The sequence below is a fragment of the Streptomyces viridochromogenes genome, from assembly GCF_001270495.1.
GTDB classification, from domain to species: domain Bacteria; phylum Actinomycetota; class Actinomycetes; order Streptomycetales; family Streptomycetaceae; genus Streptomyces; species Streptomyces viridochromogenes_A.
The window spans coordinates 12,730-38,521 of the sequence record NZ_LGUR01000240.1; the positions used below are offsets into that span (position 1 = coordinate 12,730).

Genomic DNA, 25,792 nt, shown 5'->3' on the forward strand with positions numbered 1-25,792 from the left:
GTGATTTCCCGTGCGGCGGTAGGGCTCGTGCCTGCCTGAAGAACTCAGCGCAGGTGCGAAAGCTGCTTTTCTAAGGGCGGGACCACGCGCGTGCTTCTTCAGAACTTCATGGCGCCGGCGGCCAGGTTGGCGATGAAGTGGCGCGAGCCGATCAGGAAGACCCCGATCAGCGGGATCACCGACATGAGCGCTCCGGCGATGACCATCGACTGGTCGGTGGTGTAGACGCCGTTCAGCTGCTGCACGGCCACTTGCAGTGTCACCTTGCCCGGGTCGGTCATCACGATCAGTGGCCACAGGTAGTCGTTCCAGATGTGGAAGAAGGTGAAGATCCCCAGGAACGCCAGCCCCGGCCGCAGCACCGGCAGCCCCACGGTCCACCACTGGCGGAAGAACCCGGCCCCGTCGACCCTCGACGCCTGGATCAGCTCGTCGGCGATCGCCCCCTGTGCGTACTGGCGCATCCAGAAGATCCCGAAGGCGTTGGCCGCACCGGGAATGATCAGCGCCTTGAGCGAGCCGACCCAGCCGAGCCAGGCCAGGGTGACGAACTGCGGTACCAGCGCCAGCTGCATCGGAATCATGAAGGTGGCCAGCACGATCCAGAACAGCACCCTCCGCCCGGGGAAGTCGTATTTGGCGAAGGCGAAGGCGGCCAGCGAGTCGAAGAGCAGCACCAGGAACGTCACGGTTGTGGCGGCCACGACGGTGATGCCCATCGACCCCCAGAAGTCGATCCCGTCGAACACCTTGTTCATGTTCTCCCACAGGTGGGAGCCCGGGAGCAGCTTGGGCGGGTAGGCGAAGATGTCCCCGGTGGTGTTGGAGGCCATCACGAACATCCAGTAGAACGGGAAGATCGTGATCAGCACGCCCAGCAGGAGCACGGCATGGCCCACGACGGTCCGCGACCGGGCGGCGGTCTCAGCGCGCACGGGACTTCCCCTTCCGCTTGCCGGTGCCGATCGCGTCCTCGTCCCGGCCGCCGATCAGCCGCCAGTTGATGACGGAGAACACCGCGATCAGGAGGAACAGCGCCCAGCCGACGGCCGCGCCGTAACCGAACCGGTTGAAGACGAACGCCTGCTGGTACAGGTAGAGCACGATGGTGGTGGCCTCGCCGCCGGGCCCGCCGACGTTCCCGTTGTCGTCCACCGGGAACAGCACCTGCGGCTCGGTGAACAGTTGCAGCCCGCCGATGGTGGAGGTGACGGCGACGAACAGGATCACCGGGCGGAGCATCGGGATGGTGATCCGGAAGAAGGTCTGGCGGTTGTCGGCGCCGTCCACCTTGGCCGCCTCGAACACGTCGCTGGAGATGGCCTGCAGGCCGGCCAGGCAGATGATGGCGTTGTAGCCGACCCACCGCCAGATGGTGATCGCCGCCACGGAGACCTTCATCGCCCACGGGTCGGACAGCCAGCCGACCTCGCCGGAGTCGATCGCCCGCAGCGCGCTGTTGAGCAGCCCGGAGCTGTCGCTGAAGACCGAGCCGAGCACCAGCGTCATCGCCACGATCGAGGTGATGTTCGGGGCGAAGTAGGCCACCCGGTAGAACGCCTTGAACCGCACCGCGGTGTGCAGCGCGTAGGCGATGACCAAGGCCAGGAAGACCATCGGGACGGTGGACAGGATCCAGATGACCAGGGTGTTGCCGATCGACTGCCAGAAGTCGGAGTCGGTCACCAGGTACGCGTAGTTCTCCCAGCCGATCGACCGCGTCTCTCCGATGCCGTCCCACGACATGAACGACAGGTAGATGGAGAAGCCGACCGGGAAAACGCCGAATACGGCGAAGAGGATGAAGAACGGGGAGACCGCCGTGTACATCGGCCAGTAGCGGCGCCAGCCGGGCAGCGGCCTGGACCCGTCCGGCGGCGGCTTGGCGGTCCTCCCGCGCCGCTCGACGGTCTTCCCGCGCGGCGCATCGGCGAGGCCCATTCAGATCGCCCCCTCGCGGGTGAGTTCACGCTCGATGGTGTTCTGGGCGTCCCTCCATGCCGTGTCGACTCTCTTGCCGGACTCCACGTTGGCGAGCTCGGCGGCGAAGACGGGGTCCATCACCCGGTCGTACGGGCTCCTGTAGACGGTCCTGACCTGCAGTGCCGACGGTCCGAACACCTCGATGGTGCGCTGTCCGCCGTAGAAGGGCCGGGGCTCACGCATCTCCGGCCTCGTGAAGGAGCGCGGGGAGGACGGGAACAGCGACATCTCCGTGAACGCCTTGACCTGGTTCTCAGGAGACTGCAGCCAGGTGATGAACTTGTAGGCCGCTTCGGGGTTCTTGGAGTACTTGGTGATCGCCAGGAAGGACCCGCCGACGTTGCCGGAGCCGCCGGGCGGGTCGGCCACCCGCCACTTGCCCTCGGTCTTCGGCGCGGCCGACTCCGGGAAGGCGAGGCCCCACCACACCGCGCCGATACCGACCGGCTGGCGGCCGCTGGTGATCACTCCGTACAAGTCGGGGGAGCCCTCCGGGGCGCCGGCCGAAAGGCCGTCCCTGCCGATCCGGTAGGCCAGTTCGAATGCCTCGCGCAGTTCGTCTCTGTCGCCGATGTACCGGCCGTCCTGGGTCATGAACTTGCTGCCCAGCTGGCCCAGCCGGATGCTCCAGACGTGGCGGATGTTGGGGCAGATCACCGCGCGCTGCTGCGACTTCCGCAGTTCCTTGCCCAGGGCGATGAAGCCGTCCCAGTCCGGGGCCCGGGCGGCGAGCTCCTTCGGGTCGGTGGTGATCCCGGCTTCCTGAAGCAGGTCGGCGCGGTAGAACAGTCCGGTGGGGCCGGTGTCCATGGGGAACGCGATCATCCGGCCCTCGGGCGTGATGCACTCGTTCCACTTCCAGTCCAGGTACCGGCTCTTCAGATCGGCCGCGCCGAAGTCGTTGAGGTCGACGAACACGTCCTGGTTGGGGAAGTAGGTGGCCACGTCGGAGTTGATGCCGATGATGTCCGGCACCAGGGACTTGCCGGCGAGCGCGGTACGCACCTTGGTGTTGAAGTGGCCCCCGATGTTGGTGCGGCTGAGTCTGAAGCCCTGGGCCCCGGGAATGCCCTTCGTCTCTGCCTGGGCGACCAGCTCGTCGCTCACCGACCGGTCCCAGGTCCACAGCGTGATCTCATCCGGGTCGCCGAGCGAGCGCTGCGACCCGCAGCCGGCCGGCCCGAACCCTCCGGCGGCCGCTCCGGCGCCCAGCGCCAGAAACCGTCTTCGTGACACTGCCATGGACGCGTGTACCACCTTCCGAGCGAGCGGCTCACCCCCTGATCGCTCGGGCGGTGGCCGAACAGACATCGCGAACGGCTGCTCTGGTTGAACGGGGGGCGGCGTGCTTGAGGAGGCTCGGCACCGCCGCCGACACGCTGCACACATCGCTGCCCACGAGCGCCGGTGCGGACCTCATGGCCCGCAGGACGAAGTGGCCGCGCAGCTCCGTGTCCGTGAGGCCGGGCGGCCGACCTCCGGCATGCCGCGGCCGTTGATTTCGGTGATCCACGCGAACGCGGCCACCCGGTCGCCGATGATGTCCTTGGGCCAGCACCAGTCGTACTTGAGGCAGCCCGGGCCCGAAGCGGCGAACTGGCGGACGTCCTGTGCGTGCCCGGGCTGCGTCGGCAGTCGGTTGGGCGGTGGAGTACGGCGCGCACGTCGAGCCCACCGGCACCGCGCAGATGCCGGACTCCAGTTCCTCGCTGTGCAGTTGGCCGCGGAGGGCTCCCACTCGCACGCCGGTCCGGAACCACCGCAACTGTCGAGCCGACCAGCTGTGACTCACCCATGGGGAGACCTCCTGTCACCACCGAATTGAGGCCACCCGCGAACCGACCGGCCTCGGTTCGCGCCCACCGCCGCCTGCTACCTGAGATACGCGGCGAGCGGGAGGTTCTGGCGGCGTACGTCACCGGCGACGAGTCCTGCGACCCGCTGGGCGCCGTAGGTGTCGAAGTGGGTGTGGTCGTTGCAGAAGAAGGTGCCCAGGGGACCGCTGCCTCCGTAGTCGCCGTTGTTCGGGCAGAAGCGCAGACTGTTGTAGAGCGAGACACTGAGCGTCTGCAGGTCGATGACGGGGGCCCTGGTGGCGGATCCGGCGGCGAAGGTCTCGCCCACGAAGCCGCGGTTCTTGGTCGCTGTGCCGCCGGAGCAGGTGATGGCGGCCACCGGGGTGAGCAGCACCGGGTGCGCGCCCCGGGCCAGGGCGGCCTGCGCCATCATGGTCATCAGCTGTTGGTACCGGGCCGGGCCGACGTGCCGGGGGCAGGTCGAGGAGGAGTCGTTGATGCCGAACTGGATGAACAGGTAGTCACCGGCCTTCATTCCGGTGGTCGAGTTCAGCATCGCCTGCCAGCGTGACGAGTACGTGTTGGACGTGAGGCGGCACTCACCGTCCGAGCCCTTGGTGCTGCTCACGTTCCCCTCGTACAGCCAGGTCTGGATGCTGCGGCCTCCGACGGCCTGGTTCTTGACGGTCACGTCGCTGTTGAACAGGGCGTCGAACTGGCTGCCCCAGCCGACCGGGCACCGGCCGGAGCTCGGGTTGGCCATGGTGGAGTCGCCGGCCAGCCACACGGTGACCGGCGCGGCGAACGCCCGTGCGGCCGGGGCCTGGGCGCGGGAGGCACTGGTGCAGTTCGTGGTGACGCGGTCCGCCGCGGATGCGGCGCTGACACCGAGGCTCGACAAGGCGATCACGAGCGCGGTCGTGATGAGAATCCGTAAGTTCCTCAACGGGTCCCTCCTTGGGACTGGCGCCGGGCGTCGGTCAGCGCAGGTACGCGGCCAGGGGCAGGCGCTGCTCGCGGATGCTCTGGAGCACCAGCCCGCCCATCTGGCTCGCGCCGTACTGCGAGAAGTGGGTGTTGTCCGTGACACCGTCGACGGATGAGCGCAGGAAGAGCTGTGCGGAGGCGGACGGGCCGAGGGACTCGACCAGCGTCTTGCTCTTGGTGGTCAGATCGATCACTGGCACGTTCTGCGCCGTGCCGACCGAGCGCATCTCGGCGGGCAGGTTCACTCCGACGCCGTTGACGTGCAGTGCCGTGGGCGTGAGCCGGCTGCCGTTGAACTGCCGACGGACCGGCGGGGTCACCAGAACGGGGACGCCGCCCTTCGCACGGACCTGCGTGATCATGGAGGTGAGGTTGCTCCGGAAGGCCGACGCGCTGGTCTGCTTGTCGTTGTGGCCGAACTGGATGAAGACCGCGTCGTTTGCCCTGACCTTCGGTAGCAGCGCCGGGAAGAGCGCCGAGTTCCTCAGGAAGCTGCCCGAACTCTCCCCGGAGTCCGCGTAGTTGGCGACGGACGCTCCGGGGCCCACCGCCGGCGTGATCATCTGGCCCCATCCCGTGTACGGGGCCACGGGCTGGTCGCACACGGTCGAGTCACCGGCCAGGTAGGCGACCAGCGGCTGGGTCGCCGGTTTCACGGAGACGGCCGACACCTGCGGGTTGGTCCCCGCGAACCGGATGTCCAGACCGGGGTTTCCGGTGCCGCCCTGGCCGGTCGGCTGCCCCTCCGGCTGCCGCACGTTGACCGTGAACGAGTACGTGGCGGCGGCACCGGCCGCCGTCTTCGTCGCCGGAAGCATCAGGCGACGGGCCTCCACCCACATGTCGGTCTCGGCGGCAGTGGCACCACCGATGGAGACCGTCACGTCGTAGTTGCCGGGGGAGACCGCGTAGTGACACTTGATCGGCGCGGTGCCGGAACAACCGGCCGGCAGTGCCCGCGTGGCGGCATCGGCATGCGCCGCACCGGTGCCGACCAGCGTCGCAAGGGTCAGCAGACCCACTGCTCCCAGCCTGACCCCGTGCCCTTCGAGACTCGACGTCATGCCACATGTCATGCCCATTACAATCACCAATCCCAATCCATGACCGGAGAGTTGCCCGGGTTGAGGTCCACGGCCCGTCGCTCAGGCCTGGGTGAAGCCGTTCATGATGATGGAGGGCCGCTTGGTGGCGGAGTCCCAGGCGCCCATGTTGTAACCGGTGAACGGGGACATGCACTCCGGCTCCCAGTAGAAGATGCCCTGCCCGCCGTTGGCCTTGAGGGCCTTGATGTAGGCGACCAGCGCGGCCTGGGTGGAGGAGGCGCGGTCCACCCGACCGCCGAACTCGCTCTGCAGGAACGGTTTGCCGTAGGCGTCGGAGATCCTCTTCATGTTCCCCACGATCCCGGCCGCGACGTCGGCGCTGCCGTAGGAGGAGAACACCGACATGTCCCACTTGCCGCCGTTCGCGGCGAAGCGACTGAAGAACGTCGTCATCACGTCGTACTTCTGCGGCTGGGCCAGGTGGATACACACGGTCGAGCTCGGTGACACCGCCTTGACCTGGTCGTATGCGGCGTTGAGCAGTCCGGTGAGCTGCGCCGGGCTGGAGACGCTGCCGATGGGGCGGCAGATCCCGCTGTTGATCTCGTTGCCGATCTGCACCCAGGTGGGGAGCACGTCGTTGTTCCTCATGACCGTCATGGTCTGGTTGACGTAGGTGCCGATCGCGGTGCGCATCTGGCTGTAGCTCATGTTCCGCCAAGCCGCGGGCGGGTTCTGCACGCCGACGGAGTTCCAGGTGTCGCCGAACATGTAGTCGAGCATGATCGACATGCCGGCGGCCTTGACCCGCTTGGCGAAGGCGGCCACCTCGTTGATGCCGCAGTGTCCGTTGGCCGGGTCGTTGGAAGGGTTGACGAACGTGCGTAGGCGTACGGCGGTGATCCCATATCCCTTGAGGATGGTCAGCAGGTCCTGGGTCTGCCCGCCGGCGTTCTTCCAGGAGTAGCCGCGCGCCTCCATCTGAGGTGCCCAGCTGATGTCGACGCCCTTGACGAAGCTCGCCGCGGCCTCGGCAGGCGTCTCGAGTTCGGCGAACGCGACGGCGGTGGCGAGCGCTCCGGCGGTCGCGGTGGTGGCCTTGAGCAGGGTTCGCCGGCTGATGCGCCCGGCAACTGGTGTGGGGGGTTGCGGGGACATGGTCGGTCCTTTCCTTCCGTCGGCCGCGAGTGAGCGGTCGCGGTCGGCGGAGAGGGGGGCGGTGAGAAGGAGATCGCGAGGAGCGAGGCGGATGGGTGGAGCAACTGACTCTCGGATTCGCGGAGTTGGTGTGGCCGCGTCCGATCCAGCCGATGCGCCTCCCTCGGTGCGGCAACAACTACGGCAGGAGTGCTTACGAGTGGCACGTGTCGAAGGGGCGGCCTGGGCGTGCCAGGGACGCTCCTCCAGGGCGGAACTGTGAGCGATCACAGGGATGTTGCGACGGAAGTGCGCAATCGCATCACAACGAACTTGAGGTGCATCACGCAGCTTCTCGATCGGGCACGAAGCTGTCAACCATTGCTCACCAATCCTTGGTAGAAGCAGTGTGATCCTGTGGAGGGGGACTCGCCGCGCCTCGGCCGTGAGCAGTCTGAAGCGACGTGAGTCAGCCCAGTTCAAGTGGCCTTCTGCACGGAATGCAGCGACGGGGCGAGGGTGCTCACGGGACATCTCGTCGGCTCGCATCCGAACACGCTCGAACAGAAAATGCCAACAGAATGCTTGACGGGCTATCAGTGAATTTCTACCCTCGCAGCGAATGGGAGCGTTCCCACACCTGTGGTCAGACCGCCGTCTTCGCGATCTTCATACCACCCCCACACCGGAGGTCATAGTGACCGACCCGCACCGGCATCCACGCGCCGCATCGCGCCCATGGCGGTTCCAACGCCGGCCCAGCAATCTGCTGTTCGCCGGCCTGACGGCCGCCACCACACTGGCCCTCTCCGCACTCACCGGACTGCCGCAGACCGCGCACGCCGCGACCGCGCGGCAGGTGGAACGCCTCGATCGGGGCCTGACCAGCGTCCACACCGGCAGCGGGAACCTGGTGTCGTGGCGGTGGCTGGCCACTGACCCGAACGACGTGGCCTTCAACGTCTACCGTGGCGGCACCAGGCTCAACTCCTCGCCCCTGACCACCTCGACGAACTACTTGGACGCCGGCGCCCCGGACTCGGCCGACTACACGGTGCGCGCGGTGGTGAACGGCATCGAGCAGGCGCCGTCCGAGCGCGCGCTCCAGTTCCGCACCGGGTACAAGGACGTGCCGATCTCCCCGCCGCCCGGGGGCACTTCACCGGGCAACTCGCCGTACACCTACGAGGCCAACGACGCCTCCGTCGGTGACCTCGACGGCGACGGTGCCATGGACATCGTTCTGAAGTGGCAGCCGACGAACGCCAAGGACAACTCCCAGTCCGGCTACACGGGCAACACGATCGTCGACGGCATCAAGCTCGACGGCACTCGCTTGTGGCGTATCGACCTGGGCCGCAATATCCGGTCCGGTGCCCACTACACACAGTTCCAGGTGTACGACTACGACGGCGACGGCAAGGCCGAGGTCGCCATGAAGACCGCCGACGGCACGAAGGACGGAACCGGCGCGGTCATAGGCAGTTCCTCGGCCGATCACCGCAACTCCTCGGGCTACGTGCTGTCCGGCCCCGAGTACCTGACGATGTTCAACGGGCAGACGGGCAAGGCGATGCAGTCCGTCGACTACGTCCCAGGCCGAGGCACGGTGTCGTCCTGGGGGGACTCCTACGGCAACCGCGTGGACCGGTTCCTGGCGGGCACGGCCTATCTGGACGGTTCCCGCCCCTCGGTGATCATGGCTCGTGGCTACTACACCCGCTCGGTGATCGCGGCCTGGGACTGGCGGAACGGGCAGTTCACCCGCCGGTGGACCTTCGACTCCAACGCCAACAGCGGCTACGCCGGCCAGGGCAACCACCAGTTGTCGGTCGCGGACGTGGACGGGGACGGCAAGGACGAGGTCGTCTACGGCGCGATGGCCGTCGACGACAACGGCAACGGCCTGTGGACGACGCGGAACGGCCACGGGGACGCGATGCACGTGGGCGACCTCGACCCGTCCCGGCCGGGTCTGGAGGAGTTCAAGGTCGACGAGGACAGCTCCAAGCCGTCCTCCTGGATGGCGGACGCGAGGACCGGCCAGATCCTCTGGTCCACCCCGGCCGGCGGTGACAACGGTCGGGGCGTGTCCGGTGACATCTGGTCCGGCAGCGCGGGCGCCGAGTCGTGGTCGTCGCTCGTGAGCGGCGTCCGCAACCCCAAGGGCGCGGTGGTCGCCAGCCGTAAGCCCGGGTCCAGCAACTTCCTGGCGTGGTGGGACGGCGACACCACGCGCGAACTCCTCGACGGCACCCACATCGACAAGTACGGCACCTCCGGCGACACCCGCCTGCTCACCGGCTCCGGAGTCCACTCCAACAACGGCACCAAGTCGACGCCGTCCTTGTCCGGCGACATCCTCGGCGACTGGCGCGAGGAGGTCATCTGGCCGACGTCCAACAACACGGCCCTGCGGATCTACGCCACGCCGTACCAGACCAATACGCGGATCACGACCCTCCTCCACGACACCCAGTACCGCACGGCCCTGGCCTGGCAGAACACCGCCTACAACCAGCCCCCGCACCCCAGCTTCTTCATCGGCGGCAACATGCCTACGCCACCCCGCCCCACCGTCGCGCCGCCGAGCGGCCTCTGAGCCGGACAGTCGACTTCCCTGATGCTTGAGCGAGTTCGAGCATCAGGGAAGGGGTGTTCGTCGAACGAGTGGAACCCGGCCTGGGTAAGGGAGCACTGGCAGTGGTGCACGCGGCCCGCTGAGGGTGTTCTTGGGGTACGGGACCTGTCGGAGGCGGTCGCACGGACCGGGCGGTGGCCACCCAGGTCCGCGCCCCGCATGCCGATCTTCGGCGCCGTCGACTTCGCCGCCGCCCTCAGCCAGGCCGGACGGTTCCTCGGCTACCACGTCACCGTCTGCGACGCCCGCCCCGCCTTCGCAACCGAAGCCGGCTTGCCGCACGCCGACGAGGTCGTCGCCGACTGGTCCCACCGCTACCTGGAACACACCGAGGTGGATGCCCGCACCGTCGTCTGCGTCCTCACCCACGACGCCGAGTTCGACATCTCCCTGCTCCGCTGGCCCTCGGCCTCCCCATCGGCTCGCGGTGCGATGGGCTCCCGCCGAACCCACGAACACCGCCTGGCACGTCTGCGTGAGGCCGACGTGCCTGAAGAACACCTCGCATTCCTGCACTCGCCGCTCGACCTCGGCGCCCACACCCCCGAAGAGACAGCGATCTCTATTTCCGCCGGGATCATCGCCCACCTCAACAGAGGCACCGGCCTGCCCTTGTCTCGCGTCCCCGGCCCGATCCACGGCTCCGTCCCGGTGGCCCCGATGTCACCGGCTGCGGCGGGGGGCCCATGACGGCCCCCCCCCAGCGGCCGCCCGCTCACTGACGAGCCGCGAGAAATCGAAAGGCGCTGAGGACGCCGACGAGGAGCGGGGCGGCGCGGAGCGTCGTCACCCTGGCCGTAACCACGTATCAGTGCTGCGGCTCCATCTCCCAACTGGCCAGCATCCGCAAGACTTCCTCCGACCGGGAACCCGGTTCTGCGTGGTAGGTGTTCAGCCGCATGCGGGGGCCCCGGGCAGACGCCAAGGGCTCGTGCACGAGGTCGAACTCTCCCACCAGCGGGTGCCGCATGCGCACGACCTCCCCGACGGTGCCGCAGCTCACCTCATGCCGTGCTCACAACGGCCGGAACTCCTCGCTCTTCTGCGACAACTCGCGAATCAGTGAGGAGAGTTGCACATCGTCGGGACTCTTGCCGGCATTCATCCGCGGAACGCCGGCGACCTTCGCAGCCATGCGGGGGCCGGTTCGGCGAACGATCGCGCGCTGCGGGCGAGAGGAAGATCTGCCGGGCCACGTTCCGCTCCCCGGGCGGCAGTTGGGCACAGTGCCCGAAGACAATGGTGGCGAGCCGGTTCCATCCGAGGATGTCCAGGCGCCGGCTGACGACGAAGGCAGGCACGCCGAGCGAGTCGAGGAGGTGCTGGACGGTGGGCCGAAGTCGCTGCGACGGGGGCGCCACCCGCGGTGTGCGGTTCCGGTCGGGCTGGGCCAGCCGGTTCAGATGGTCCCGTTCCTCCTCGGCCAGGCGCAGTGAGTGGGCCACGGCGGCCATCACCTCGGCCGACGTGGTTTCGCCGTAGCCCTGTTCCAGGCGTGCGTAGTACGCGTATGACACTCCCGCCAGCTGCGCCAGCTGCGCCAGCTGCGCCAGCTGCGCCAGCTGCGCCAGCTGCGCCAGCTGCGCCAGCTGCGCCAGCTGCGCCAGCTCCTCGCGCCGCAGGCAGGGTACCCGCCGCCGCTCGCATGAGGGCAGGGCCTATGTCCTCGGGATTGAGCCGGGCTCTGAGAGACCGCAGAAACTCCTTGAGCTCGGCATGCCGGTGTGCTCCCAGATGCGCAGCCTCGTAGCTTCTCCGGCTGGCCGGCGCGCAGTTGACGAGATCGCACACCGTGTGGCATCGCCACCCGGCTCAACTGCGCGCCCACGAGGGTATGGAGAGGTATGTACCCGTCGCCGAGACTCGGGTCCTGCTACGTGCCGGACGGAAGGCCGGAGCCGGCAACACTGCCGCTGACGCCGGTCATGATGGCGTTGATGATGCCCTGCTGGGTGACCGTGAGGGAGCGGCGGTTGAACAGTCCGAACCCGTACCGATCGGTTGCACCGTTGTCCCAGTAGATGCTGGCCGCCCCGTACTTCTTGGCGGTGGCCGCGACGGCCCGTGCGAAGTCCGCGCGATACCTGTTGTTCGACGAATCGAACGATGATTTGTCGATGGCACCGTATTCGCCCAACACCACCGGATACCCCTTCGTGACGAACACGTCGCGCATCGTCTTGAGCTGCGCGTCCAGATAGTCCTCCTGTCCCCAGGTAGACGTCTTCGACGGGTTGGTCGCTGCTCGGCCCCATTGCGTGATGGTGCCGCTTTCCTCTCCGGCGAAGTCCCACGGGCTGTAGTGATGAACGGAGATCATGATCCGCCGCTCATTTGCGGGAATGGAGGGGGAGCGGTACTGGTCGGACGGAAGCACGAAGCCGTAATTCCCCGCGGTGTAATCGATGTTCGTGTTCCAGCCGGCCACGAGCAGCCACCTCGAACTGTTGTTTCCGCCCGTTTTCCGCACGGTGTCCACGAAGATCTGGTTGTAGCTGTTGATGTTTGAGTAGCACGGTTGGGTCGGGCGGCCGTACTGCCCGTCGAACTCTTCGTTCATGGACTCCAGGATCAGGCGCTGGTCGTAGTTCTTGAACCTGTTCGCGATCTGCTGCCAAGCTTTCTCGTACTTGGCCTTGATCGTCGTCTGGGAGGGTGAGTCGCAGATCAGCCAGGAGCCGTTGACGCTCTTGTACCCGTCGCCGTGCATGTTGATCAGCACATGCAGGCCCCTGTTGTAGGCATAGTTGACGACTTCTTGGACTCTGTTCAGCCAGGAGGCGTTGATCGTGTAATTCGGGCCGGATCCTATGTATCCCAGGTAGGAGACCGGGATCCGGATCGTCTTGAACCCTGCCGCCTTCACCTTGTCGATGAGAGCCTGTGTCACCATCGGCTGGCCCCACGCTGTTTCGCTGGGGTATCCGTTGGTGGTGGCTTCGAGTTGGTTCCCCAGATTCCATCCCGCGCCCATGTCGGCCACGATCTGTGAAGCGCTCGACTGTGCCACGGTATCGGCCGATGCCTGATGCGCCGCGCCGTACACAGATGCGGCAACTGCCAGCAGGACGGCAAGGAAAATGACTCTGATCTTCCCTGCTAGTGAAACCATGAGCTTTCCTCTCTTGCGTCCTTGAGGGTGTCGGACCCCCAAGTGGGTCTATCTGTACGAGTGGGAGCGGCCGGAGCTGCCTGCTGTTCGGGCGGTGGTGTGCGCGCCTGCCTGGAAACGAACACAGTCGATTGCGCGGCGGTTGACTCGCGGGCGTCCGTGGGCGGCCACGCACCCTGCACGGCCCGGATGCGCGGCGATCACGGCAGCCGCGCGCACCCGGGCCGTGCGTGTTTGCTCCTCAGCTCAGGGCGGATTCCCAGGTGGTCGTGCTGGAGGTGGCGTCGGCGCGAAGGCGGTCGCGGGCCGCGGTGTCGCCGTACAGACTCCACCGCATCCAGTCCACGAACGTGTTGACGGTCCGGGAGTCGCCGAAGTAGTTGCTGTGGCCGGCGCCGCGGAAGGTGAGGAACGCCTTGGCGGCGGGTAGTTCCCGGTACGCCTGGCGGGCGGAGGAGATCGGGCACGTTCCGTCCCGGTCGCCGTGCGTGAACAGTACCTTGGCGCGGACCGACGGGCTCGGGTTGCCCATGTGCACGCAGGACATGGGGATCGCGGCGGTGATCCGTGCGTCCGGCCAGGCCGTGAGCAGGCCGTGGGTGGTCATGCCGCCCATCGAGTGGCCGGAGACGCCGACTCCGACCGCTGTGTTGATGTGGCCGGCCAGCGGGTCGCCGGCCGTGTTGAGGGCGAGGGTCCGGGTGATGACCTCCGAGACGTCCTTGGACTGGTTGCCGTTGTAGACGTCTTGGCGACTGAGGTTGGCGAAGTGGGGGGCGGGGACGATGAAGCCGGCCTCGGCCAGGGGGCGGATGATCGCCAGGGAATTCTGCGGGCTGCTGCTGAAGCCGTGCATGAACTCGCAGACCGGGAAGACGCCTTGGGCGACGGGGGCGTTGGTGACCGGGGAGCCACCGGGGGCGCCGGGGGCGGGATAGTAGACGTACGTCGTCCACCGGCGGCTGCCGCGACTCCAGGCGTACTGGCGTACGCCGACCGCGAACCGCTGGGTCGGAGCGCCGGCCCGCGCGGTGGCACCTGCTTGTCCCGTGCCGAGCAGGGACATGCCGACGCCCGCGGCTCCGGCCGTGCTCAGGGTCAGGAAACTACGCCGTTGCATGGTCATGAAGACTCCGGGTGTGGGGGGTGTGCGGAGCGTTGCTCGGTCAGGTGCCGGGAAGAGGCGTCGGTGATGCCGCGGCGGTGAGACTGACCTGGGTGGTGGGGGGAGTGGTCGTGGGGGTGGTCAGGTCGGCGAATCGCGCACGGTCGAGGACGTTCCGGTCCTGCCCGTGGTGGTCATCGGCGTGGTGTGGCCTTGCTGGCAGAGGCGCGGCGAGCCGCTGAACACAGGCCGAACCGTGACTCATTGAGGGAGCAGCCCTTCGCGCCCACCTGCCCGCCAATCTGATGGGGAGGTGTAATTCTGCGGAAGCGGCGCAGGGGTGCCTCTCCTTCCACTCGTCGTGTGCCGCACCTCTGGGAGCGTTCCCACATGTCTTGCAACAGGTACATTCCCGATCGGGTGTCGATCTGTCAATCATTGGCGCCCAACTCTGTTGTCTTCGACGCGCATTCGACAGATCGCAGGCGCAGGAGGCACGGTGTGGCGTTTTCGCGGCCCGCTCGATCACACTCGCGGCGGTCCGCCGTCAGCCGTGGCCGATACCCGCACTCATGCCGGCGATCGTATGGGCCCTGATGTCGGGGTGCGGTCCCTCCGCGAATCGGGTCACTACGGAGCGGACATGGTCCTGGGCCGGCTGGAGCAGTCCGTCGTACACCGCGACGCAGACTTCCCGCGCCCGCGACCGGGGCCAGTCGGGCGGCAGCAGCCCGATGGGGAGCAGCGGGTCCAGGATGGGGAAGTGACGGTAGGCGTGCATGATTTCGGTCCGTGCGCGCACCGCGTCGGCACCGGAGACGTCGTCGGCGCTGATGTGCGGAAGCAAGCCGCTCCAGCGGCTGATGAAAGCCCGGTAGTGCTCGGCGATGCCGGGCAGGTCCCACGACTCGACCGGGTTGCGGTCGACCTCCGTGTCCAGTTCCTCCTGCCGCGCGCGGAACACGGTCACCGCTCCTCGCGCCAGGTCGGCCACCTCGATCCGCCCCTTGGGGGTGAGGGGGTGCGGCGACACCCAGAGCGCGTCGTACAGCGGCGCGAATCCGCGCCACCGCAGCGCGGTGCGCAGTGCGCGCCGCCGCGTGCTCTCCTGTTCCGGGACGGAGAAGGCGATCAGTGTCCACCGACCGTCCCATGAGTCGGGTTGGGTGGTGAAGGTGGCGATCGAGCTGGCGCCGCTCCATAAATCGACGGCGGCCTGCGACGTCAGCCGGTAGGAGCTGTACCTCCCTTGCCGGCTGCCCTCCAGCACCCCACGGCGCATCAGCCTGCTGATCGTCGTACGGGCGGCGCCCGCGGTCACTTGGAACTCGCCGAGCAGTGCCACGATCGCCGCCGACGGCAACCACGCCCGGACGGGGAACGTGTAGTCGGCGATCAATGTCACCGTGAGTCCCTGCGGCGATACGTTGCTTTGCCAGCCGGGCGATCGCACGGGGCCGACGGCGCTGTCACCCTCGTCGGAGAAGATCTCCTCGAGGTTGGACAGGTTCGGCAAGGTCGGCTCCGGCGCGGTGGACAGGGTCGGCATCACTGTAACGGTTGTGGAATCGCCGGGTGCAGCTCCGCCGCGATTGCTCCACCAGGCGGGATCTCCGCGCACAGGTGAAGGCGCCCCGGCACTGATCTGCGCGGCCGGCGCCGGCACCCGAGGGGCCCACGAGCCAAGTAGCGCGCCGTTGAGAACGAACGCACCGAGCCTCGCGATGCTTCCCAAGCCCCGGCCGCCGGCCCGGTCCGGATGGACACCCGTCATTGTCAGGTCCATCGCAGGGTGGCGAGGAAGGCGTGCACTCCCGGGTGAGAGGGGAGCGCACGCCAGGGCTTACATGGCGAGCGGCCCAGCGAGTGAGCGCGTCGCCGGTCGTGCATGGTGCCGATGCCGGGCAGCAGCAGGGTGGTCGAGAGCCGGATCGCTACTTCGGTCACCTCAGCTGAACCGTCGCTCGCATGTGCCACGCAGGCTCACCGGCTTGGCCGGGAGCTGTGTCGAAGGTGTGTGGAGTTACTCATGCTCAAAAATCTACAGAGGAACTACTTGATACTGAGTATCAACTGAATCTAGAGTCTCGTATTGCAAGTTCGTTTCGAACGGGAGTGTCCTCATGAGCAAGATCTGGTTCGTCACCGGTTCCTCGCGCGGCTTCGGTCGTCAGTTCGTCCAGGCGGCCCTGGAGCGTGGTGACAAGGTCGCGGCCACCGCCCGCAACACCGACTCCCTGGCGGATCTGGTGGCCGCCCACGGCGAGGCGGTCCTGCCGCTGAAGCTGGACGTCACCGACAAGGCCGCCGCATTCGAGGCCGTCAGGCAGGCGCACGAGCACTTCGGCCGCCTGGACGTGATCGTCAACAACGCCGGACACGGCCTGTTCGGCGCGGTCGAGGAGCTGACGGAACAGCAGGTCCGCGGTCAGATGGAGACCAACTTCTACGGCGCCCTGTGGGTCACCCAGGCCGCCCTGCCCCTCCTGCGGGCCCAGGGCAGCGGCCACATCGTGCAGATCTCCACGGTCGGCGGCGTCGTCTCCTTCCCCAACCTGGGCGGTTACAACGCCTCCAAGTGGGCCCTGGAGGGCATGACCGAAGCCCTCGCCCAGGAGGTCGCCGGATTCGGCATCAAGGTCACCCTCGTCGAGCCCGGCGGCTTCGAAACCGACTGGGCCGGCTCCTCCGCCACCTTCGCCGCACAACTGCCCGCCTACGACGACCTGCGCGCCGCCGTCGCCGCCGCCTGGGGCGACGTCAAGTCCGGCGACCCCGCCGCAACCGGCCCGGCCCTGCTGGAGATCGTCGACGCGGACAACCCTCCGCTGCGTGTCTTCTTCGGCACGGCCCCCCTCCACCTCGTCCCCCAGGTCTACGCCGAGCGGCTGAAGATCTGGGAGGAGTGGGCGGCGGTCTCCGCCGCGGCCGAGGGCGCCGCGGCCTGAAGCCGCCGCGCGGCAGCGATGCCGGGCGGCCCCCGGCGCACTGTCGGCCCTTCCCGTCGGGGTGACGGGAAGGGTAGGGCGGGCACGGGGCGGTCATCCTCCCCTGCTGTCACCGGTGGCCGTCCAGTCGCCTGACCATCGACCGGAACCCCAGTCGAGCCCGGCCCCATCCGTGGGCTCATGGGTACGAAATGGGTGAGGTCCGCCCGCCCTCGAGCGCGCCCGGAGAGTAGCGGCCCTCTGGTGGGACCGCGGAAAACATGACGGGGGTGCGTGCGTACGAGGAGGGTCAGCTTTTCGGGGCAGGTTCCGGCGTCGCCGCCGACCTCGGCGCGGCCGGTCCGCCCGGCCGGGAGCGGTGAGCGGGCCTGCGGCCACCGTCACGTTCCCTGCTCGCGGCCCGGGGCTTCGTCGTAAGCGCTGCCGTCCCCGAGGACGGACCGGGTACGGCCGAGCAGGTCCTCCGGGTCAAGTGGACCCTCGCCTCGCATCCGCTGACGCGCTCCGTGCGAGTGACTTGAACGGCCGGCGTGGACAAGTGTGGCCGCCGGGAGCCCGCGTTTCTGAGGCTCAGTATCAGATTGAGTCGCTGTTGTACTCTTTACTCATGACCGACTCCGCCGGCGCCTCCGCCCAGTCCGCAACCAAACCGCCCGGCCTGCGGGAGCGTATGCGCGCGACGGTCCGGAAGGAAGTCGTCGAGGTCGCGCTGCGGCTCTTCATCGAGCAGGGATTCGACGGGACGACCGTCGACCAGATCGCCGGTGAGGTCGGGCTGTCGCGCGCCAGCCTGTTCCGGTACTTCGGCACCAAAGAAGACATGGTCCTGCAGGGCTTGGAGGAGACCGGCCGTCAGATCGCAGAGGCGTTCGCCGCCCGCCCCGACACCGAGCGTCCCTGGGAGGCGCTGCGCAGGGCGTTCGACGTGCTCACGCGGACGAATGAGGCAGCACCCGAGCAGGCGCTCAGCTATCTGCGCATGCTCCAGGAGACTCCGTCACTGCGTGCCCGGCACTTCGAGAAGCAGCTGAGCTGGCAGGCGATGCTGGAGCCGGAGATCGCCCGGCGGCTGGGCGTCAGCGCCGACCAGCCGGAGGAGGTCGGGCCGAACGCGCTGTCCGGGGCCGCGCTCGCCTGTCTGGATGCGGCCGCGACGGGCTGGGTGGCCTGCGAGGGCGCCGTTCCCCTGGCCGTACTGCTCGACCGCGCGATGGGCACGCTGACGGAATAGTTTGACCAAGGCCCCCTGCCTCCTGGAGCCACGGGGGTAGGCAAGGCGACGGACGGACCGCCTGATGTGGTGGTGCCTTGAGGAAACGCCGTGGTAGCGGCAATGCGGGCTTTCTCAGAGTGGAGTGGGACGTGGCGGCGCCGCGACCGCGCCCTGCCCGCGCGCGGTCCCGGTGACGACGACCTTGTCGGCCGGCCTGCTCTCCGCCGCGCGGTTCACGGGCGCGTTCGCGGGCGCCTACGGGCGCGAGGGACGGCCACTGGTTCGGCACCGGGTACCACGGTGTTGGAGACGGTGCCGATGCCCTCGACGGTGAGGGTGACGGTGTCGCCGGGCTTCAGCGGCGGTGGGTCCTGGCGGCCGCGTACCCCCCAGAGTTCGGCGAGGCAGCCGCCGTTGCCGCAGGTGCCGGAGCCGAGTACGTCGCCGGGGCGTACCCAGGTGCCACGGGAGGCGTAGGCGGTCATCTCCTCGAAGGCCCAGCTCATGTTGGACAGCAGGTCCTTGCCGACCACCTCGCCGTTGATCTCGGCGGTCAGCGCCAGGCGCAGGAATCCGTCGCCGTCGCGGTAGGGCTCCAGCTCGTCCGCGGTGACGAGGTGAGGGCCGAGGGTGGTGGCGGTGTCCTTGCCCTTGCAGGGGCCGAGGCCGACCTGCATCTCGCGGGACTGGAGGTCGCGGGCGGACCAGTCGTTGTAGATGGTGTAGCCGATGATGTGGTCGCGGGCCTGCTCGGGGGTGAGGTCGCGGCCCTCGCGGCCGATGACCGCGGCGACTTCGAGTTCGAAGTCCAGTGCCTGGCTGCCGGGCGGCACGGGGACGTCGTCGTGAGCGCCGACGACCGCGTAGGGGTTGGTGAAGTAGAAGGTGGGCGCGTCGTACCAGGCGTCCGGGGCGCCCGGGACTCCGTCGATGTTTCGCCGTACGCCCTCGACGTGCTCCTCGAACGTAATGAAGTCGCGTACGGACGGCGGTTGGAGCGGCGGCAGCAGTCGCACCTGGGAGACGTGCGGGCCGCGCGGCACGTCCAGGCTTGCGTTGCCTGCCTCGCGCAGTGCCTCGGGGCCCGCCTGGATCAAGTCGAGAAGCGTCCCCGTGCCGGGGCAGGGGTAGAGGGTGCCGTCGTCCTCGACGGTGGCGACACGGCTGCGGCCGTGCTGTTCGTACGTGGCGAAGCGCATGGCATTCCTAGGGAGCTGGGTGGGTTGACACAGGCCGGGGGCCCGGCGCCTGGCAGGCGGGGGAGTGCGCCGAGCCCCCGGGGTCAAGGGGTCAGACCGGCGGAGCGACGAAGACGCCGCGGTCGACGTCGTTGATCATCTCCTTGGCGACCATCTCGTTCATCGGGTTGGACGTGCCCCACTGGTCGGCGTTCTCGGGCTTCGTCAGGTCGTAGATGTGCGGGTGCCAGGTGTCCTCGTCCAGCTTTTCGAGCTCGGTGGTGTACTCGACGGTGTTGCCGTGCGGGTCGAGGAAATAGGTGAAGGTGTTGTCGCCCGCCATGTGCCGCCCGGGGCCCCAGATCTTGCGGGCGCCGGAGCGCATCACGCGGCCGGAGCCGCGCATGTACTCGTCGAGGCCGCGCATCTCGAAGGAAAGGTGCTGTAGGGAGGCGTGCGGACCGCTGGCGATGGCCATGGAGTGGTGCTGGTTGCTGATCCGCATGAAGTGCATGACGTCGCCCATGTGCGGCAAGGTCATCGTGTCGGACAGCCGGAAGTCGAGGTACTGCTCGTACCAGGCGCGGGTGGCGTTGATGTCGGGGGAGTTCAGGACGACGTGCGAGAGACGGACGGGGATGGACTCCTTCTCCTCGATACGACGGTGCCGGCGCGCCTCGACGTCGGCCGAGACCTCGATGGTGCGGCCGTCGATGTCGAAGAAGCGGAAGCCGTAGCCGCCGCCGGGGGTGTCGACCTTGCCCGGCTGGGAGATCAACCGCACTCCACCGGCGAGGAGTTGCTCGGCGAGCGTGTCCACGTCGGCGGGGTTCGCCGCGCCGTAGGAGATGAGGTCGAGGCGCTTCTCCTCAGCCTTGCGGAGCCGGACGATGTACTGCTCGGGGGAGCCCTCGGCGGCCAGGAAGGAGATGCCGGAGTCCTCGGCGACCTTGGTCAGGCCCCAGACGCCGGCATAGAAGTCGAGCTGCTTGTCGTAGTCGGGCACGGCGAGGTCGACGTGCCGCAGGTGGGTGAGCAGACGGTTGGTCATGTCGGGTTCCTCAGGTGAGATGCAGCAGTGCTGCCGCGTTGCCGCCGCGTACGGCGTGGAAGTGGGGGTCGGGCAGGTCGGTGACGCCGCGCAGAGCACCGAGCGGGTCGTCGGTGCCCATGTCGAAGGGGAAGTCCGAGCCGAGCAGCACCCGCTCGGGGCCGGCCACCCGGATCAGCTCGCGCAGGACGTCCGGGTCGTGGACGAGGGAGTCGAAGTACAGCTGCTTGAGGTAGCTGCTGGGCGGGTGCGCGCAGCCGCGGGTGTCGGTGCGGGCACGCCAGGCGTGGTCGGAGCGGCCGATGTGGGTGGGCAGATAGCCGCCGCCGTGGGCGGCGACGATGCGCAACCTCGGGTGCCTGTCCAGGACGCCAGAGAAGATCAGATGGGACAGGGCGACGGCGTTCTCGGTCGGCTGGCCGACGGTGTTGGACAGGTACCACCGGTTGAGGCGCTCGTCGAGCGTGCAGCCGAAGGGGTGCAGGAAGAGGATCGCGCCGGTTTCCTCGGCCCGTGTCCAGAACGGTTCGTACGCGGGGTCGGACAGTTCGCGTCCCGGCGCGTGGCTGGAGATCTCGACACCGCGCAGGCCCAGGCCGAGGGCGTGTTCGAGGGCTTCGACGGCGAGGCCGGGGTGCTGGAGCGGGACGAGGCCGAGGCCGTGCAGCCGCTGCGGGGCCTGGGCGACATGCGCGGCGGTGCCTTCGTTGGCCAGTTCCCACACCGTGCGGGCCAGGTCCTCGTCGGCCCAGTAGTGGTAGTGCGACGGAGACGGCGAGACCAGCTGGACGTCGACCCCGGAGGCGTCCATCGCGGCGAGCCGGGCCTTGACGTCGGTCAGCCTCGGGAAACGGTCCCGGAACATGGGGCCGCTGACAGCGATGGCCTCGGGGCCGTTGCGGCGGGCGTCGAGATCGCGGGCCGCGGCCAGCCCGGGGTGTCCGGCGACGGCGTCCTCGACCTGAGGGAGCAGGACGTGCGCGTGGACGTCGATCGTGGGTGCGCTGTTCTGGGGGCTCACGGGGTTCACGGAGTTCACGGCGTCTCCTGAAGGACTGCCATCGTGCGGCCCATCAGGCCGGGTGCGTCGGCGTCACGGGCGCCGTCCATCTGCCACTGACCGAGTTGCACGGATGCCTCGACCACCATGCGGACACGGCCGATCCGGCGTTCGTAGAAGCCGGTCAGGAGGGCGTCGAGGGAACCCCAGTCCTGCTCCGCGGTCAGCATCTCGGCCAGTACGGAGGCGTCCTCCAGGGACATGGCCGCGCCCTGGGCGAGCGTGGGAGGACAGACATGGGCCGCGTCACCGATCAGGACGACCCGCCCGCGGTGCCAGGAGCCCTCGACGAGCAGCCGCTCGAACCAGGTGTAGTTGACCTTGGCGGGGTCGGTGATGCTCGCGGCGATCTCCGGCCACGCACCCCCGTAGGGCGCGGCCAGCCGCCGCATCTCGTCCGCGTACGAGGCTGGGTCGATGGAGGCGCGGTCGCGGTTGGCCTCGACGAGATAGGCGTAGATGGTGTCCTTGCTGGTGGGGCAGTAGCCGGCGATGTAGCACGGTCCGCCGTAGGACAGGTCCTTGCGCTTCACGCCCTCGGGGCGGGGCACGGGGACGCGCCAGATGGCCATGCCGGTCGGTTCGGGTTTGTCGCTGATGCCGATCATCGCGCGCGTGTGGGAGCCGACGCCGTCGGCGGCGATGACAAGGTCGTAGCGGCCCTCGGTGCCGTCGCTGAACCGGGCGGTGACGCCGGACGTGTCCTGGACCAGTTCCTCGGCGGTGGTGCCGAGGCGTACCGCCGCGCCGCTCTCGAGAACGGCCTCACACAGGATCTCCTGGAGCCGGGGCCGCTGCATGCCGAAGATCGAGGGCAGGTCGTCCCCACCGGTGCGGAAGTCCTGCTGGACGTGGAACACGGTCCCGTCGGGCGTGGCCATGCCGACGGCGTCGACGGCGTAGCCGCTCTCCCGGACCTTGTCCCATACGCCGACTTCGCGCAGCACGCGCAGCGCGTTGCCCTGGAGGGTGATGCCGGAGCCGAGCACGTTCCAGTCGGGCTCGGCCTCGATCAGTTCCACGGCGATGCCCGCCCGCCGCAGCAGCACGGTCACGGCATTGCCGGACGCGCCGCCGCCTATGACGAGGACGGTGCGGGAACAGGGGTCGTTCATGGGGTCTCCCTGAGATGGTGCCGCGCGACTTCGAACGGCAAGGGGGTGTTGCGGGCCGGGCGGTCGAGGGTGGCGTAGCCGTCCGGGCGCGGCCCGCCCGGCAGTCCAGGGCGTTACTTGACGGCGATGGGATTCACCGGTGAGCCGACGGACCCGGTGATGGGCAGCGGCGCGGCGGTGAGCCAGAACTCGTACCGGCCGTCGGCGGCGCAATGTGCGGCGAGGGCGTCGAGGTCCCACATCTCACCGATGAGCAGACCGATGTGGGGGATGGCGACCTGGTGCAGCGGCTGGAAGGCGTGGTCGAACTCGTTGGGCCGCACCTCGAAGCCCCAGGTGTCGGTGGCGATCCCGGCGATCTCGCTCCGGTGGAGCCAGTCGGCCGTGCTGAAGCTCAGCCCCGGCGCCGGTCCGCCCGCGTAGTCGCCCCAGCCTTCGTGACGGGCGCGGGCCAGCCGCCCGGTGCGCACGAGGACCAGGTCGCCACGGCCGACGGTCACGCCGTGCGAGGCGGCGGTGAGGGTCAGGTGCTCCTCTGTGATGGCGAAGCCGTCGGGCAGTTCGCCTTCCCGGCCGATGACCAGGCCCACGTCGAGGAGGACGCCCCGGCCGGCGACGTGCGGTGCCATGTGCTCGATGCCGGTGACCAGGTCGCCTTCGGAGGTGACGACCTTCTCCGCCGGGCGGCCGTTCCACGCCTTGCCGTGATCGAAGATGTGCCCGAGCCCGTCCCATTGGGTGGAGCACTGCAAGGGCATGGCGATCACGTCGTCGGCGCCACCGAAACCGTGCGGGAAGCCCTGGCCGCCCAGAGCGGCGTCGGTGCCGGTGGCGAGCATCGTGTGCACCGGGTTCGTGCGCCGCCGCCAGCCTTTCTGCGGGCCGTCCATGTCGAAGGCCTGTGACAAGGAGAAGCTGACGCCGTCGCGGATCAGGGCTGCGCCCTCGCGACGCTTGGCCTCGTCGAGGAAGTTGAGCGTGCCGAGCACGTCGTCCTCGCCCCAGCGGCCCCAGTTCGAGTACGCCTTCGAGGCCTCGGCTATCGCCGCCTCGGGATCCGTACGGTCGATACGGTCGGCGCTCATCGTGCCTTCTCCGCGACACAGCGGGTGCGCTGGGCGCCGAGCCCGGTGACCGAGCCGTCCATCACGTCACCGTCGCGCAGCAGCCGGCCCCAGTGGATGCCGTTGCCGGCCGGGCTGCCGGTCAGAACCAGGTCGCCGGGAAGTAGTTGGGCGGTCTGGGAGATGTACGAGACCAACCGTGCGACGCCGAAGATCATGTCCTTGGTGGACTCGTCCTGCATGGTCTCGCCGTTGAGTTTCAGGGTGACCTGTAGGTCGGAGGGGTCGGCGATGGAGTCGGCCGGGACGATCCACGGGCCGAGCGGGGTGAACCCGGGGGCGTTCTTGCTGCGCAGCCAGTCGGTGCCGATCGGGGGCATGTCCCGGCGGAAGACGCTCGCGCGGTCGGTCAGGTCATTGGCGATGGTGTAGCCCGCGACGTACTCCAGCGCCTCGTCCACGGTGACCCGGTAGGCGGGTCGGGAGATCACCGCGGCCACCTCCAGCTCCCAGTCGGGCTTCTCGGCCCAGGCGGGCAGTACCACGTCGTTGTAGGGACCGCTGATCGTGGTCGGCAGGCCGATGAAGACGTACGGGAGGTCCTCGGCGGCCCGCTTGTCCATGACCGCCGCGACCTCGGCGCGGGCCTCCTCGACGGTGCCCGGGGCGTCCGGGGCACGGTGTGCGACCGCCAGGTCGATCACGTGCTGCCGGTAGTTGGCGCCGGACTGGAAGATCTGCCGGGGCTCGACGGGCGCGTGCACCGTCATCTCCGCCAGCGGTCGCCAGTCGCGCGCCGGGGCCTCGGCGAGGGTGTGCAGCCGCGGCAGCTCCTCGTCCCAGCGCTCCAGGAGCGTGAGCGTGGTCAACGCGGGTTCGTCCAGTGCCGTGCGCAGGTCGAGCGCTCGGCCCTCCGGCGTCACGAGGCCCGGGAACCTTCTCTCGCCCGGTGCCGAAAGGGTGCCGATGGCGAACGGTCCGGAGAAGGGGGTGAAGGGTGCCGACGTGGCTGCGGATGTCACGGAGATTTCCTCCCGATTGCGGTGCCACTAATCTGGCCCAGTAGATTTCAATCAGGGAAATCGATTTCCTGTATATGAGAATCCAGCCGGTGAATACCGATGGGGCCGGCTCCGGAATTGGGATGCTTCGTGAACTTGGCCAGCCTGGACCTCAACCTCGTCGTTGCCCTGCGCGCCCTCCTGCAGGAGCGCAACGTCACCAGGGCCGGCCAGCGCATTGGGCTCAGTCAACCCGCGATGAGCGCGGCCCTGGCCCGGCTGCGCCGCCACTTCGACGACGACCTGCTCGCCCGGGTGGGCGGAGGGTACGAACTGACCGCCCTGGGGCGGGCCCTCCTCGACCGGACCACCACCGCGTGCGACCTGCTGGAGCGCGTCTTCGCCAGTCAGGCCGAATTCGACCCCTCCTGCGAGGAACATGAGTTCACGCTGATCGCCTCGGACTACGCGGTTGCCGTCTTCGGCACCGAACTCGCCCGCACCATCCAAGCCGAGGCGCCGGGCATTCGGCTCAGGTTCAAACAGGTACCGAACGAAATCATCGACGACACCGGGGCGCTGCTCAGCACTGTGGACGGGCTACTGCTGCCCCACGGCATCATTCGCGGCTTCCCCATGGTCGAGCTCTACCAGGACAGCTGGGTCTTCCTCGTCGCGGACGACAACCCGGAGGTCGGCGAGCGGCTCACCCTCGACGACCTGGCCCGACTGCCGTGGGTGACGTACCAACGAGCCTACGATGCCCCCGCCGCCCGCCAGATCGCCATGCTCGGCATCGAGCCGCGCGTGGCGGTCTCCGTCGACGGTTTCCAGCTGATGCCACTCCTGGTCGCGGGCACCCGCCGGGTAGCTCTCCTTCAGAGGCGCCTCGCCGACGAGCTGGACGGACTCGCACACGTCCGCATCATGGACCCGCCCTATGACGCCGTGCCGATCCAGCAGGCCTTGTGGTGGCATCCGGTCCACATGCACGACGCGGCGCACATGTGGCTACGGGAGACGACGGCCCGGGTCGCCGAGGCCGTGGAGGCAGGGCGGCCCACGATCTCCAGTCCGCCGAGTTGAGGATGGGGTGGGCCTTGCGAGGGCGAAGACGCTGCCGCGCTCCGGCCCTGCCCTCCCGCCGCGGTGAGGGTACCCACGTCGGGTAGGCGGGCGAGCTGGACGGCCATCTACCCTGCGTAGCCGGTGGCACCAAGGGACAAGCACGTCTTCGCCAGGCCTTGAAGGAGGGCGCGGTGGATGAGAGCGAGCCATGCGGACACGGCCGGGTTCATCGCGGCGGCCACGGTGACGTCGCCGCCGCCGCGCGTCCGCCCAGCACGGCGTCCTCG

21 protein-coding genes and 2 pseudogenes are annotated in these 25,792 nt (G+C 68.5%); 5 read left to right on the top strand and 18 right to left on the bottom strand.

Annotated features, from left to right (window positions below):
* Positions 1 to 98: 98 nt before the first annotated feature.
* From ADK36_RS37165 to ADK36_RS37190, 6 genes are all read right to left on the bottom strand, one after another.
* Entirely contained in the window at positions 99 to 935 is an 837-nt protein-coding gene (locus ADK36_RS37165; protein ID WP_048583967.1) for a carbohydrate ABC transporter permease, read from the bottom strand.
* Positions 925 to 1,941 carry a carbohydrate ABC transporter permease gene (locus ADK36_RS37170; RefSeq protein ID WP_048583966.1) on the bottom strand — a complete coding sequence of 339 codons (1,017 nt, stop codon included), beginning with the start codon at positions 1,939 to 1,941 and terminating at the stop codon, positions 925 to 927. Before ADK36_RS37170 ends, ADK36_RS37165 begins: the two co-directional genes overlap by 11 nt.
* Positions 1,942 to 3,225: an ABC transporter substrate-binding protein gene (locus ADK36_RS37175; protein WP_053200746.1), complete on the bottom strand. Its 1,284-nt coding sequence runs from the start codon at positions 3,223 to 3,225 to the stop codon at positions 1,942 to 1,944.
* Between the two features lie 630 nt (positions 3,226 to 3,855).
* Positions 3,856 to 4,725 (bottom strand): SGNH/GDSL hydrolase family protein, encoded by an 870-nt coding sequence (locus ADK36_RS37180; RefSeq protein WP_048583964.1) that lies wholly within the window; start codon positions 4,723 to 4,725, stop codon positions 3,856 to 3,858.
* Positions 4,726 to 4,759: 34 nt separating this feature from the next.
* Positions 4,760 to 5,830, bottom strand: a complete 1,071-nt coding sequence (locus ADK36_RS37185; protein ID WP_234330025.1) for a rhamnogalacturonan acetylesterase — start codon at positions 5,828 to 5,830, stop codon at positions 4,760 to 4,762.
* 81 nt (positions 5,831 to 5,911) lie between these two features.
* Entirely contained in the window at positions 5,912 to 6,970 is a 1,059-nt protein-coding gene (locus tag ADK36_RS37190; protein WP_048583962.1) for a glycosyl hydrolase 53 family protein, read from the bottom strand.
* A gap of 676 nt (positions 6,971 to 7,646) precedes the next feature.
* On the opposite strand from ADK36_RS37190, the gene ADK36_RS37195 reads away from it, so the two are divergent.
* Together ADK36_RS37195 and ADK36_RS37200 are read left to right on the top strand one after the other, a co-directional pair.
* On the top strand, positions 7,647 to 9,551 hold the full coding sequence (locus ADK36_RS37195; RefSeq protein ID WP_199830331.1) for a rhamnogalacturonan lyase: 1,905 nt from the start codon (positions 7,647 to 7,649) through the stop codon (positions 9,549 to 9,551).
* A 192-nt stretch (positions 9,552 to 9,743) separates the two neighbouring features.
* Positions 9,744 to 10,280, top strand: a pseudogene (locus tag ADK36_RS37200) (XdhC family protein); the annotation flags it as partial.
* 118 nt (positions 10,281 to 10,398) lie between these two features.
* Here the strand turns inward: ADK36_RS37200 and ADK36_RS50735 are convergent.
* From ADK36_RS50735 to ADK36_RS48410, 6 genes and pseudogenes are all read right to left on the bottom strand, one after another.
* Complete coding sequence (locus tag ADK36_RS50735; RefSeq protein ID WP_234330030.1) at positions 10,399 to 10,560, bottom strand: hypothetical protein; 162 nt, start codon at positions 10,558 to 10,560, stop codon at positions 10,399 to 10,401.
* A gap of 229 nt (positions 10,561 to 10,789) precedes the next feature.
* Positions 10,790 to 11,044 (bottom strand): annotated as a pseudogene (locus tag ADK36_RS50740) (transcriptional regulator); the annotation flags it as partial.
* A gap of 419 nt (positions 11,045 to 11,463) precedes the next feature.
* Complete coding sequence (locus ADK36_RS37210; protein ID WP_048583961.1) at positions 11,464 to 12,702, bottom strand: glycoside hydrolase family 5 protein; 1,239 nt, start codon at positions 12,700 to 12,702, stop codon at positions 11,464 to 11,466.
* Positions 12,703 to 12,943: 241 nt separating this feature from the next.
* Positions 12,944 to 13,828 (bottom strand): alpha/beta hydrolase family protein, encoded by an 885-nt coding sequence (locus ADK36_RS37215; protein ID WP_053084709.1) that lies wholly within the window; start codon positions 13,826 to 13,828, stop codon positions 12,944 to 12,946.
* Positions 13,829 to 14,354: 526 nt separating this feature from the next.
* Positions 14,355 to 15,356, bottom strand: coding sequence for a PaaX family transcriptional regulator (locus tag ADK36_RS37220; RefSeq protein WP_078942791.1), 1,002 nt, complete (start codon positions 15,354 to 15,356; stop codon positions 14,355 to 14,357).
* Positions 15,357 to 15,583: 227 nt separating this feature from the next.
* Positions 15,584 to 15,754 (bottom strand): hypothetical protein, encoded by a 171-nt coding sequence (locus tag ADK36_RS48410; RefSeq protein WP_199830338.1) that lies wholly within the window; start codon positions 15,752 to 15,754, stop codon positions 15,584 to 15,586.
* 176 nt (positions 15,755 to 15,930) lie between these two features.
* On the opposite strand from ADK36_RS48410, the gene ADK36_RS37225 reads away from it, so the two are divergent.
* Together ADK36_RS37225 and ADK36_RS37230 are read left to right on the top strand one after the other, a co-directional pair.
* Positions 15,931 to 16,755, top strand: coding sequence for an SDR family oxidoreductase (locus ADK36_RS37225; protein ID WP_048583960.1), 825 nt, complete (start codon positions 15,931 to 15,933; stop codon positions 16,753 to 16,755).
* A 607-nt stretch (positions 16,756 to 17,362) separates the two neighbouring features.
* On the top strand, positions 17,363 to 17,986 hold the full coding sequence (locus ADK36_RS37230) for a TetR/AcrR family transcriptional regulator (protein WP_048583959.1): 624 nt from the start codon (positions 17,363 to 17,365) through the stop codon (positions 17,984 to 17,986).
* A 215-nt stretch (positions 17,987 to 18,201) separates the two neighbouring features.
* Here ADK36_RS37230 and ADK36_RS37235 read toward each other — a convergent pair whose 3' ends face one another.
* The 6 genes from ADK36_RS37235 to ADK36_RS37260 form a co-directional block, all read right to left on the bottom strand.
* A complete protein-coding gene (locus tag ADK36_RS37235; protein ID WP_048583958.1) occupies positions 18,202 to 19,167 on the bottom strand; it encodes a fumarylacetoacetate hydrolase family protein in 966 nt (321 codons plus the stop codon).
* A gap of 91 nt (positions 19,168 to 19,258) precedes the next feature.
* Positions 19,259 to 20,197: a VOC family protein gene (locus ADK36_RS37240; protein ID WP_053200749.1), complete on the bottom strand. Its 939-nt coding sequence runs from the start codon at positions 20,195 to 20,197 to the stop codon at positions 19,259 to 19,261.
* A 10-nt stretch (positions 20,198 to 20,207) separates the two neighbouring features.
* A complete protein-coding gene (locus ADK36_RS37245) occupies positions 20,208 to 21,236 on the bottom strand; it encodes an amidohydrolase family protein (RefSeq protein ID WP_053200750.1) in 1,029 nt (342 codons plus the stop codon).
* A complete protein-coding gene (locus ADK36_RS37250; RefSeq protein WP_048583955.1) occupies positions 21,233 to 22,372 on the bottom strand; it encodes an FAD-dependent oxidoreductase in 1,140 nt (379 codons plus the stop codon). Before ADK36_RS37250 ends, ADK36_RS37245 begins: the two co-directional genes overlap by 4 nt.
* A gap of 113 nt (positions 22,373 to 22,485) precedes the next feature.
* Entirely contained in the window at positions 22,486 to 23,457 is a 972-nt protein-coding gene (locus tag ADK36_RS37255; RefSeq protein WP_048583954.1) for a cyclase family protein, read from the bottom strand.
* On the bottom strand, positions 23,454 to 24,458 hold the full coding sequence (locus tag ADK36_RS37260) for a fumarylacetoacetate hydrolase family protein (RefSeq protein WP_107086949.1): 1,005 nt from the start codon (positions 24,456 to 24,458) through the stop codon (positions 23,454 to 23,456). The genes ADK36_RS37255 and ADK36_RS37260 overlap by 4 nt, the downstream gene beginning before the upstream one ends.
* A 129-nt stretch (positions 24,459 to 24,587) precedes the next feature.
* Between ADK36_RS37260 and ADK36_RS37265 the strand changes: the two genes are divergently transcribed.
* The gene (locus ADK36_RS37265) at positions 24,588 to 25,523 is read left to right on the top strand and encodes a LysR family transcriptional regulator (RefSeq protein ID WP_048583952.1); all 936 of its coding nucleotides are present in this window, start codon (positions 24,588 to 24,590) and stop codon (positions 25,521 to 25,523) included.
* Positions 25,524 to 25,792 lie beyond the last annotated feature (269 nt).

Excerpts from the sequence above, each read along its gene's own strand:
- ADK36_RS37175 (WP_053200746.1), bottom strand. The coding sequence starts at position 3,225 with ATGGCAGTGTCACGAAGACGGTTTCTGGCGCTGGGCGCCGGAGCGGCC.
- ADK36_RS37235 (WP_048583958.1), bottom strand. The coding sequence starts at position 19,167 with ATGCGCTTCGCCACGTACGAACAGCACGGCCGCAGCCGTGTCGCCACC.
- ADK36_RS37225 (WP_048583960.1), top strand. The coding sequence starts at position 15,931 with ATGAGCAAGATCTGGTTCGTCACCGGTTCCTCGCGCGGCTTCGGTCGT.
- ADK36_RS37230 (WP_048583959.1), top strand. The coding sequence starts at position 17,363 with ATGACCGACTCCGCCGGCGCCTCCGCCCAGTCCGCAACCAAACCGCCC.
- ADK36_RS37220 (WP_078942791.1), bottom strand. The coding sequence starts at position 15,356 with ATGCCGACCCTGTCCACCGCGCCGGAGCCGACCTTGCCGAACCTGTCC.
- ADK36_RS37215 (WP_053084709.1), bottom strand. The coding sequence starts at position 13,828 with ATGACCATGCAACGGCGTAGTTTCCTGACCCTGAGCACGGCCGGAGCC.
- ADK36_RS37170 (WP_048583966.1), bottom strand. The coding sequence starts at position 1,941 with ATGGGCCTCGCCGATGCGCCGCGCGGGAAGACCGTCGAGCGGCGCGGG.
- ADK36_RS37185 (WP_234330025.1), bottom strand. The coding sequence starts at position 5,830 with ATGACGTCGAGTCTCGAAGGGCACGGGGTCAGGCTGGGAGCAGTGGGT.
- ADK36_RS37240 (WP_053200749.1), bottom strand. The coding sequence starts at position 20,197 with ATGACCAACCGTCTGCTCACCCACCTGCGGCACGTCGACCTCGCCGTG.
- ADK36_RS37190 (WP_048583962.1), bottom strand. The coding sequence starts at position 6,970 with ATGTCCCCGCAACCCCCCACACCAGTTGCCGGGCGCATCAGCCGGCGA.
- ADK36_RS37210 (WP_048583961.1), bottom strand. The coding sequence starts at position 12,702 with ATGGTTTCACTAGCAGGGAAGATCAGAGTCATTTTCCTTGCCGTCCTG.
- ADK36_RS37250 (WP_048583955.1), bottom strand. The coding sequence starts at position 22,372 with ATGAACGACCCCTGTTCCCGCACCGTCCTCGTCATAGGCGGCGGCGCG.
- ADK36_RS37255 (WP_048583954.1), bottom strand. The coding sequence starts at position 23,457 with ATGAGCGCCGACCGTATCGACCGTACGGATCCCGAGGCGGCGATAGCC.
- ADK36_RS50735 (WP_234330030.1), bottom strand. The coding sequence starts at position 10,560 with ATGCGGCACCCGCTGGTGGGAGAGTTCGACCTCGTGCACGAGCCCTTG.